Below are 9687 nucleotides of genomic sequence, written 5' to 3'. Positions count from 1 at the left end.
ACCAGGGCCTCAAGGGCGACCTTGGCCTTGAATTCAGCCGAGAACTTGCGTCGGTTTGCCATTGCTCCATGTCCTCCGTTCAGAGTCGTGGAGCCACCTTAGCACGCTGTCCAGTTTCCTGGGACCACCTCTTCTGGCGCAGGGGAACACGAGAGCGCTGCGGGCAGCATTCCTGTCTGCAGGCTGAGGGCGGCGGGCGATACGGGTCGAACCGTGTGAAACGCGGCGGCAACTGGAACAACAACGCGCAGAACTGCCGCTCTGCGAATCGCAACAGGAACAACCCCGACAACAGCAACAACAACATCGGCTTTCGTCCCGCGAATTCATCGCAGGGCCAGTCAGCCGGCGCCCACGGCCGCCGGCTCCGTGCAGAAGGCGATGACCAGCCTGCCGTCCTGTGCCGGCCAGGCCGGACGAACAAGCAGGGCCCGCCGCGGCGAGTAGGCCCAGCCGAAGGTCGCGGCGGGTTCGCCACTTGCGCTCTTTGCCGGCCGGCGTGCACGAGCCGGGTACCCGCCCCCGGGGGCGGGTCGTCGCGCTTGCAGAATCCTGGCCCTGCCTTCATAATCCCGCGGTCCGGCCGCCGGCCGGCCATCCGGGCCTGGCACAAGGGCAGGGGCATGGACCAGATCACGAGCCGCATCAACGCCAACGACGCCACCTTCAAAGCCAACCGCAAGCACATGCAGGGGATCGTCGCGGACCTGCGCGCGCGCCTCGAGCGCGTGAAGCAGGGCGGCGGCCCCGAGCTGGTCGAGCGCCACCGCGGTCGCGGCAAGCTCTTCGTGCGCGACCGCATCGAGAAGCTCGTCGACCCGGACACGCCCTTCCTCGAATTCAGCGCCCTCGCCGCGGGCGGCCTCTACGACGACGCCGCGCCGGGCGCGGGCATCGTCACCGGCATCGGGCGCGTGTCGGGGCGCGAGTGCGTGATCGTCGCCAACGACGCCACGGTCAAGGGCGGCACCTACTTCCCGATCACCGTGAAGAAGCACCTGCGCGCGCAGGAGATCGCCGCCGAGAACAACCTGCCCTGCATCTACCTGGTGGATTCGGGCGGCGCCTTCCTGCCCATGCAGGACGAGGTCTTCCCCGACCGCGAGCACTTCGGCCGCATCTTCTACAACCAGGCGCGGCTCTCCGCGCAGGGCGCGGCGCAGATCGCCGTCGTGCTCGGCTCCTGCACGGCGGGCGGCGCCTACGTGCCCGCGATGAGCGACGAGACGGTGATCGTCAAGGAGCAGGGGACGATCTTCCTCGGCGGGCCGCCGCTCGTGAAGGCGGCCACGGGCGAGGAGGTCACGGCCGAGGAGCTCGGCGGCGCCGACGTGCACTGCCGCCAGTCCGGCGTGACCGACCACTACGCCGCCAGCGACGAGGACGCCCTCGCGATCACGCGCAACATCGTCGCGCACCTGGGCCGCGCGCACCGCCACGAGCTGGCCACGCTGCCCGTCGCCGAGCCGCACTACGACCCGGCCGAGATCTACGGCATCGTGCAGCAGGACGTGCGCCGCCCCTACGACGTGCGCGAGATCGTCGCCCGCCTCGTCGACGGCAGCCGCTTCCACGAGTTCAAGGCGCTGTACGGCACCACCGTGGTGACCGGCTTCGCGCACCTCTGGGGTTACCCGATCGGCGTGGTCGCCAACAACGGCGTGCTCTTCTCCGAGAGCGCGCTCAAGGCGACGCACTTCATCGAGCTGTGCAGCCAGCGCGGCGTGCCGCTGGTGTTCCTCCAGAACATCACCGGCTTCATGGTGGGCCGGCAGTACGAGGCGGGCGGCATCGCCAAGGACGGCGCCAAGATGGTGGCGGCCGTCTCCAACGCCGCCGTGCCCAAGTTCACGGTGATCATCGGCGGCAGCTTCGGCGCCGGCAACTACGGCATGTGCGGCCGCGCCTACGGGCCGCGCCAACTCTGGATGTGGCCGAACGCGCGCATCTCGGTGATGGGGGGGGAGCAGGCGGCCAACGTGCTGCTCACCGTGAAGCAGGACCAGCTCGCGGCAGCGGGCAAGCCGGCGCTCGCGCCCGACGCCGCCGAGGCCTTCAGAGCGCCCATCCTGGCCAAGTACGAGACCGAGGGCAGCGCCTACTACAGCACGGCGCGCCTGTGGGACGACGGCGTCATCGACCCCGTGGACACGCGCATGGTGCTGGGGCTGGGCATCGCGGCGGCGCTCAATGCACCCTTCCCGCCCCGCACGCACGGCGTGTTCAGGATGTAGCGACATGAGCGAAGCCCTGAGCTGGCGCATCGCGGACGGCGTGGCGACGGTCACGCTGGACCGCCCCGAGCAGCACAACGCCTTCGACGACGGCCTGATGCGAGCGCTGACGGCGCGCTTCCGCGCCCTCGCCGCCGACGTCGGCGTGCGCGTCATCGTGCTCGCCGCGGCGGGCAAGAGCTTCTCGGCCGGCGCCGACCTCGGCTGGATGCAGCGCGTGGCGGGCTACTCCGAGGCCGAGAACCTCGCCGACGCGGGCCTGCTCGGCGACATGCTCGAGGCCATCCACGGCGCGCCGCAGCCGGTCGTCGCCCGCGTGCAGGGCGCGGCCTTCGGCGGCGGCGTCGGGCTGGTGGCCGCCTGCGACATCGCGCTCGGCACGGAGCGCGCGAGCTTCTGCCTCAGCGAAGTGAAGCTCGGCCTCGTGCCGGCGATGATCAGCCCCTATCTCATCCAGCGCATCGGGCCGGGCGCCGCGCGACGCTACTCGCTCAGCGCCGAGCGCTTCGATGCCGCCACCGCACTGCGCGTGGGCTTGCTCGCCGAGGTCTATCCCGACGAGGCGGCGCTCGACGCCGCCCTCAGCGCGCTCTGCGCGCAGCTTGCGAAGAACGGTCCGGCCGCGCTGGCCGCCTGCAAATCGCTCTACGACGCCGTGGCCGGCGCCCCGGCGCGCCTCCGCGAGGAGACGCAGCGCCGCATCGCCGAGATCCGCGTCTCCACTGAAGGCCAGGAAGGCCTGGCAGCCTTCCTGGCGAAGCGCCCGCCGAAGTGGCAGGAGGACCGCTGATGTTCAAGAAGGTCCTGATCGCCAACCGCGGCGAGATCGCCGTGCGCGTCTCGCAGACCTTGCAGGAGATGGGCATCGCCGCGCTCGCGGTCTACTCGGACGCCGACCGCAAGGCCCTGCACGTGATGCGCGCCGACGAGGCCGTGCCGCTCGCGGGCACGGCGCCGGCCGAGACCTACCTGAACCAGGCCAAGCTGATCGGGATCGCGAGGAAGGCGGGTGCCGACGCCGTGCACCCGGGCTACGGTTTCCTCTCCGAGAACGCGAGCTTCGCGCGGGCCTGCCGCGAGGCGGGGCTCGTTTTCATCGGCCCGCAACCCGAAGTGATCGAGGCGATGGGCGACAAGATCCGCGCCAAGGCCCTGATGACCGAGGCGGGCGTCCCCGTGGTGCCGGGCTGGAAGGGCGACACCACGGACGCCGCTGCGCTGACCAAGGCCGCCGCGAAGATCGGCTACCCGGTGCTGCTCAAGGCGGCGGCGGGCGGCGGCGGCAAGGGCATGCGCATCGTGCGCAATGAGGCCGGACTCGCCGAGGCGCAGGCCGCCGCGGCGCGCGAGGCAGAGAAAGCATTCGGGGACGCTCGGATCTTCGTCGAGAAGTACATCGACCGACCGCGCCACGTCGAGTTCCAGATCTTCGGCGACAAGCATGGCAACTGCGTGCAGCTCTTCGAGCGCGAGTGCTCGATCCAGCGGCGCTACCAGAAGATCATCGAGGAGTCGCCCTCGCCCGCCCTCACACCCGCGCTGCGCACGGCGATGGGCAAGGCGGCGCTCGCCGCGGCGCGGGCGCTGAACTACGAGGGCGCGGGCACCGTGGAGTTCATGCTCGCGCCGGACGGGAAGTTCTACTTCCTCGAGGTCAACACGCGCCTGCAGGTGGAGCACCCGGTGACCGAACTGGTGCTCGGCCTCGACCTCGTGCGCGCGCAGATCCTCGTCGCGGCCGGCGAGCCGCTGCCCTTCGCTCAAGAGGAGCTTCGGCAGCGCGGACATGCAATCGAGTGCCGCCTCTACGCCGAGGACCCGGCGCGCTCCTTCCTGCCCTCCACGGGCCGCCTCGTGCAGTTCTCGACGCCGCGCGGCGCGCACGTGCGCGTGGACGTCGGCGTGCGGCGCGGCTCGGAGGTCTCCGTCCACTACGACCCGATGCTGGCCAAGCTCGTGGTCTGGGGAGAGGACCGCGAGCAGGCGCGGCAGCGCATGGCCTGGGCCCTGCGGCGTTTCGCGGTGCTCGGCGTGAGCACGAACATCGAGTTCCTCGGCCGTGTCGTCGAACATCCGGCATTCGCGGCGGGAGAGCTGCACACGCACTTCCTCGATGAACACGCGATCGACCTGAAGGCACCCGCGCGCCTGGAGGCCGCGGTGGCGATCGCGGCTGGTCTGGCGGCGGCCGCGCCCGCCGGCGAACCGAAGACCCTCGCCACGGCGGCCGCGGCGGGCGGACCCTGGAAGAGCGGCCAGCGCTGGAGGAACAGCTGATGGCGACGATCAAGCTCCGGCCCGCGGCCGGGGGCGATGCGACCAGCGTCTCGCTCGAGCGCGCCGATCAGAAGCACGGCGTGAGCCACTATGCGGTCATCGACGGCAAGCGACAGCCCGTGGAGCTGGAGCTGCTCGGCACGGGCGAGGGCTGGCTGCGCGTCGGCGGGCGCGTGCAGCCCTTCTTCTGCCACCGCGAGGGGGACCAGCTCCAGCTCTGGCTGGCCGGGCGCGTGCACGCGGTGGAGATCGTCCACGACACGCCGCAGCGCGCCAGCGCCGAGGCGGGCGCACCGCGCAGCGAGGTGCTGACGGCGCCGATGCCGGGGGCCGTGCTGAGAGTCCTTGCCACCGCCGGCAAGCGCTTCAAGGCCCACGAGCCGCTGGTCATCATGGAGTCGATGAAGATGGAGCTCACGCTCTCGCTCCCCCACGCGGGCCGCGTGCGCAAGGTGGCTTGCGAGGTCGGCGAGCTGGTGGAGCTGGGCGCCGTGCTCGTGGAGCTGGAGGAGGAGGCCGCGGCGCTCGCCGCGGCCGCGCATGCCTGAGCGGGTGCGCATCCTCGAGGTCGGGCCCCGCGACGGTCTCCAGAACGAGCCGCGCAGCGTGCCGACAGCCGCGAAGCTGCGCTTCATCGCCGCCCTCGCGGACGCGGGGCTCAACGAGATCGAGGCGAGCAGCTTCGTCCACCCCCGGGCGATTCCCCAGCTCGCCGACGCCGACGCGCTCTTTCCGGCGGGGCCCAAGGACGATGGCGTGCGCTACTCGGCGCTCGTGCCCAACGCGCGCGGCCTGGATCGCGCGCTGGCCGCCGGCGTGCGGCGCATCGCTGTCTTCACGGCGGCCAGCGAGACCTTCGCGCAGCGCAACGTGCGGATGGGGATCGCCCAGAGCCTCGCCGTTTGCGCCGACCTGATCGCGCGCGCGAAGGTGGCGGGGCTCGGCGTGCGCGGCTACGTGGGGATGAGCTTCGTCTGTCCCTACGAAGGGGACGTCCCCAAGGAACGGGTCCGCCCTCTGGTCGAGCGCCTGCTCGAACTGGGCGCGGACGAGGTGGGTGTGAGCGACACGCTGGGCGCCGCGACGCCGCGGGAGATCCGCGAGACGGTGGGGCACCTCGTCGCGCGCGTGCCGGCCGCGCGGCTCGCCCTGCACCTGCACAACACCTACGGCACGGCGCTGGCCAACGTGCTCGCGGGGCTCGATCTGGGCCTGCGCAGCTTCGACGCCGCCGCGGCCGGCCTCGGCGGCTGCCCCTACGCGCCGGGCGCGGCAGGCAATCTGGCCACCGAGGACCTCGTCTACATGCTGGAGCGCATGGGCTACGCGACGGGCGTGGATCTCGAGCGGCTCGTCGCCGCGGGCGCGGCGATGGCGACGCAGCTCGGCCGCGAGCCGGACAGCCGCTCTTGGCGCGTACGGGGTTCTGTACGGGAGAGGTAGGTGTCCGCAGCGGTCACCACCCGACGGTCTGGGCAGGATTCCACGAAAGGAAAGGGCCGCCGGATCGCGAACCCCGGCGGCCCTTCGCTGCGTATCGCTGCGCGGCCCTAGTCGTGGCTCCCGTCTTCCCCGGGATCGACCCAGGTGGAGTCCGGCATCTCGATCCAGTACTCGATCTGGTGCACGGCGCCGCTGAAGTCGATGAGGTCAATAAGGAGCATCTGGTTCGGTCCGTAGGCCTCCACGTAGGCTCGCTTCAGCGGCCAGAGGTCGAAGTGGAGGGTCTCCTCGAAGGTCGCGTCGCACTCCTCCTCCACCTCATGGACGAGCACCGCGCGCACCTGCACGGGGTAAGACTCCATGAAGCCGCCACTGATGTAGCAGGTCCAGGGCTGCTCCGGCTGGCAGCCGCTGAAGCCCACGCGGAGATCGAGCCGGTCGCCCTCGACGCCGCCCTCGATGTAGCTCCAGTGCCCGAAGTGCAGAGACTCCGGCGGCGCCTCGGTGAAGACCACCGGCGGCGGGCCGGGCGGCGGGTCGTCGCCCCAGCGGATCCCGAAATGGGCATGCAGATAGCTCTGCAACTCGCCGTCCGGTCCGGGCGCGATCAGCACGTTCAGCGGATTGGGCGTGGTGAAGAAGGGCGGGATCATGCCGAATTCGCTGAAGTCGCATTCCAGCCGATAGAGCCCCGCCGTCAGTGCAGGGACGCTGTAGCGGCCCTGCGGCCCGCTGAAGACGGAGATCAACTCGCCCTCCGGCGTCGCGACCACGATTGGCGCGCCCGGCCAGCCCGGCTCGCCGGCCTCCAGCACGCCGTTGCCGTTGTAGTCCTCCCAGACGCGTCCGGCGATGCGCGGCAGTCCGGGGACGAGGCCGGCCTCGAGCCGCGCGTGGAAGGCGAAGGAGCCGAGGCCGGGATCATGGAAGAGCCAGAGCTTCGCCTGCGAGGTCTCGCCCGCACTCAGCACGCCATCTTCGCCGAAGAGCGCCGAGTAGTCGAAGCCGTAGGCCGGCGGCAGGAGGTCGTCGGGCCCCTCGGCCATCCGCACGGCATCGGGGTTGAGCACGTAGACGGCGGCGGGCTGGAACTCGCTCAGCCAGAGCATCACGGGCGGGTGGATGTCGTCGCCCAGGTTGCGCAGGGCGACCCGGAGCGAGAGCTGCTCCGTCTCCGGATCGGTGACCAGTTCGCTGCCGATCAGCTCGACGAGCAGCGGGTTGCCGGGCAGCGTGTCCGTGACGCCGAGCACGAACTGACCGTCGTCGGCGTCGTAGCTGCCGCCGATCGCCAGCTCGCCGGAATCGGCGCCGCCCTTGGGGGCAGTGCCGTCCGAGCAGCTGGCGACGCTGAAGATCAGGGCAAACGAGGCGAGGGGCAGCAGGGCCTGCAGCGCAGGGGTGATTCGCGGTGCGCGCATAGCGGCCTCCATCGTGTGTAGATCCGGTGGGGACGGATGCCAGAAGTATACCCCACAGTCGCCTAGCCGGTAAATGGTGCAGCGACGGCAAATCCCGCTGGAATCGGCCTTGCCGTGGCGCCCCTGCTGGTCGCGGAGCTCGGGGACAACCTGGGCCTGCTCCTCACCCCGCCCATCGCGCTGGCCGGGGGCCTCAGCGGGATGTCGCCTAGGCCGAGGCGCCCGTTCCCGTCGGGCAGGCGCGCTGACGCGCACAGGGCGGTGCGGCCGTCGCCGCGGCGAGGCCGTCCAGATCCCAGCGCTCGCAGCGGTGCCCGTAGCGGTCGACGACCACGCCGTCACGCTTCAGCTCGACCACTTCGCAGAGATTCGCGCAGTGCTCGCACTCGAAGATGCGCGACTTGAAGGCGCGTTGCTCCAGATCGAAGCCGAGGAAGCGCGAGCTGAGACCCGTGCGCTCAGCATGCCGCCGCGCGAGCAGCGCGGCGCCGATGGCGCCCATCGTCCCGCAGTGCTCCGAGATCGTGATCGGCAGGCCCAGCTCGCGGCCAAAGGCGGCGACCACGCCCTGGTTGCTTGCCACGCCGCCCTGGAAGACCACGCGCTCCTGGACGCGCTTGCCCTTGCCCACGTTGCTCAGGTAGTTGCGCACAATCCCCTCGCAGAGCCCGGCGATGATGTCCTCGCGCGCCGCGCCGAGCTGGGCTTTGTGGATGGGGTCGCGCTCGGCGAAGACCGTGCACTTGGAGGCGATCTTGACGCGGTGGCGGGCGCGCAGGGCGTAGGCGCCGAACTCGGCGATCGGAATGCCGAGGCGGTTCGCCTGCTGGTCGAGGAAGGAGCCCGTGCCGGCCGCGCAGACGGTGTTCATCGCGAAGTCGACGACGATGCCGTCGCGAATCGAGATCAGCTTGGAGTCCTGGCCGCCGATCTCGAGCACGGTGCGGACGTCCGGGTAGAAGTGGATCGCCCCCGTCGCGTGGGCGATGATCTCGTTCTTGACCAGGTCCGCGCCGACGAGGATGCCGACGAAGCGGCGCGCCGAGCCCGTCGTGCCCGCGCTGCGCACGGTGAGCCCCTCGCCCAGCCGCGCGCGCAAGCTGGCCAGTCCCTCGCCGACCGCGCGCCGCGGATCGCCCTGCGTGCGCAGGTAGTCGGTGTGCAGCACGGCGCCATCCGCGCCGAGCGCCGCGAAGCAGCTCGAGATGGAGCCGACGTCGATGCCGAGATGGATGTCCATGCCGTCTCCTCGCTAGCCGGCGGCGGCAAGGGCGGCGCTGCCGCGCTCCCGCTGCTGGTGCAGCATGTCGGTGAAGGCCTCCAAGCGGGTGACGAAGCCCGCCTCCGCGCTGTGCTCGTCCACCGTGAAGCTGACGAAGGGAATGCCGTGGTCTCGCGACACCGCGTAGAGGATGTGCTTGGCCACGCCCTCGCTCATGCAGGTGAAGGGCTTGAAGTGCACGACCCCGTCGAAGCCGCGCCTGGCCGCGATGATCGTGAAGCCGAGCGTGTTCTTGTCCTCGCCGCCCAGCTTGTGCTTGAGGTAGGGCGTCGCCAGGCGCTGCGCGTGCCGCTCCTGGTAGCGCCCGTAGACACCGAGCCGGAAGGGGTGGATCACCCAGCGGTGCTCGTTGACGAAAGTATCTACCCAGGCGCCCAGCTCGCCCAGCCGCCGCTCGGCCTGCATGTTGGCCAGGGGCTCGAGCACGATGTAGACCTCGCCGAGAATCATGAGGCGCACGACGGGCCGCTCCCGCTCGACCGGGATTTCCGCGAAGGCAGGATCGATCGCGCGGCCCACGCGGTCGAGGCTGGCGTGGGATTCCGCCTCGTCGATCTGGGCCACGAGGCGCGCGAAGACCCTCTCCACGGCGCCGGTCTGGAGCGCCAGCGGCCTGAGGCGGCGCGCCTCGTCCTGCGCCCGGGCCAGGAGCTTGCCCTTCTTGTAGGCGATGCGGAAGGCGTCGACGAAGATCTTCGCCGCTGCGGCCGTGGAGCGCACGCCGTTCGCCGCCTTGATGATGCGCGTGACCTGGGCGATGTTCTCGCGCGAGCCGTCGAGCACGAGGGTCTCGAACCGGTAGCCGAGGTCGCGCAGGATGGCGTGCTGCAGGCGGCCGTAGTAGCCGAAGCGGCAGCTCCAGGCGCCCTGCACGGAGACGAGCAGATCGACGCCGCTTTCGAGGGCCGCGATCTGGTCGCCCAGGTTCGCCTTGAAGGGGATGCAGATCTGCTCGGGCGAGTGACGGACACCCGCGGCAAGGCTCTGCATCGTCGGCTTCGGCGGCTGCTGCAGCTCGATGCCGAGGGGG

The 9687-nt window shown here is 70.9% G+C and carries 7 protein-coding genes; 5 read left to right on the top strand and 2 right to left on the bottom strand.

Translation table 11 applies throughout. The features are described from left to right. The first annotated feature begins 623 nt into the window (after positions 1-623). Genes FJ251_10305 through FJ251_10285 form a run of 5 tightly spaced genes read left to right on the top strand, consistent with a single transcriptional unit; the run spans position 624 to position 5954 of the window. Complete coding sequence (locus tag FJ251_10305; protein MBM4118111.1) at positions 624-2234, top strand: methylcrotonoyl-CoA carboxylase; 1611 nt, start codon at positions 624-626, stop codon at positions 2232-2234. A gap of 4 nt (positions 2235-2238) precedes the next feature. Next, positions 2239-3024: a hypothetical protein gene (locus FJ251_10300; GenBank protein MBM4118110.1), complete on the top strand. Its 786-nt coding sequence runs from the start codon at positions 2239-2241 to the stop codon at positions 3022-3024. Further along, entirely contained in the window at positions 3024-4511 is a 1488-nt protein-coding gene (locus FJ251_10295; protein ID MBM4118109.1) for an acetyl-CoA carboxylase biotin carboxylase subunit, read from the top strand. Before FJ251_10300 ends, FJ251_10295 begins: the two co-directional genes overlap by 1 nt. Next, positions 4511-5059: a hypothetical protein gene (locus FJ251_10290; protein MBM4118108.1), complete on the top strand. Its 549-nt coding sequence runs from the start codon at positions 4511-4513 to the stop codon at positions 5057-5059. The genes FJ251_10295 and FJ251_10290 overlap by 1 nt, the downstream gene beginning before the upstream one ends. Next, positions 5052-5954, top strand: a complete 903-nt coding sequence (locus FJ251_10285) for a hydroxymethylglutaryl-CoA lyase (protein ID MBM4118107.1) — start codon at positions 5052-5054, stop codon at positions 5952-5954. The genes FJ251_10290 and FJ251_10285 overlap by 8 nt, the downstream gene beginning before the upstream one ends. 107 nt (positions 5955-6061) lie before the next feature. Here FJ251_10285 and FJ251_10280 read toward each other — a convergent pair whose 3' ends face one another. Then, a complete protein-coding gene (locus FJ251_10280; GenBank protein ID MBM4118106.1) occupies positions 6062-7387 on the bottom strand; it encodes a hypothetical protein in 1326 nt (441 codons plus the stop codon). Positions 7388-7583: 196 nt separating this feature from the next. Further along, positions 7584-8615 (bottom strand): 2-hydroxyglutaryl-CoA dehydratase, encoded by a 1032-nt coding sequence (locus tag FJ251_10275; protein ID MBM4118105.1) that lies wholly within the window; start codon positions 8613-8615, stop codon positions 7584-7586. Positions 8616-9687 lie beyond the last annotated feature (1072 nt).

This window comes from bacterium (assembly GCA_016873475.1).
GTDB lineage: Bacteria > Krumholzibacteriota > Krumholzibacteriia > JACNKJ01 > JACNKJ01 > VGXI01.
Note: the sequence above shows the minus strand (reverse complement) of the source record. Positions and strands in the feature narration are given on the sequence as shown.

Excerpts from the sequence above, each read along its gene's own strand:
- FJ251_10285 (MBM4118107.1), top strand. The coding sequence starts at position 5,052 with ATGCCTGAGCGGGTGCGCATCCTCGAGGTCGGGCCCCGCGACGGTCTC.
- FJ251_10280 (MBM4118106.1), bottom strand. The coding sequence starts at position 7,387 with ATGGAGGCCGCTATGCGCGCACCGCGAATCACCCCTGCGCTGCAGGCC.
- FJ251_10300 (MBM4118110.1), top strand. The coding sequence starts at position 2,239 with ATGAGCGAAGCCCTGAGCTGGCGCATCGCGGACGGCGTGGCGACGGTC.
- FJ251_10290 (MBM4118108.1), top strand. The coding sequence starts at position 4,511 with ATGGCGACGATCAAGCTCCGGCCCGCGGCCGGGGGCGATGCGACCAGC.
- FJ251_10295 (MBM4118109.1), top strand. The coding sequence starts at position 3,024 with ATGTTCAAGAAGGTCCTGATCGCCAACCGCGGCGAGATCGCCGTGCGC.
- FJ251_10305 (MBM4118111.1), top strand. The coding sequence starts at position 624 with ATGGACCAGATCACGAGCCGCATCAACGCCAACGACGCCACCTTCAAA.
- FJ251_10275 (MBM4118105.1), bottom strand. The coding sequence starts at position 8,615 with ATGGACATCCATCTCGGCATCGACGTCGGCTCCATCTCGAGCTGCTTC.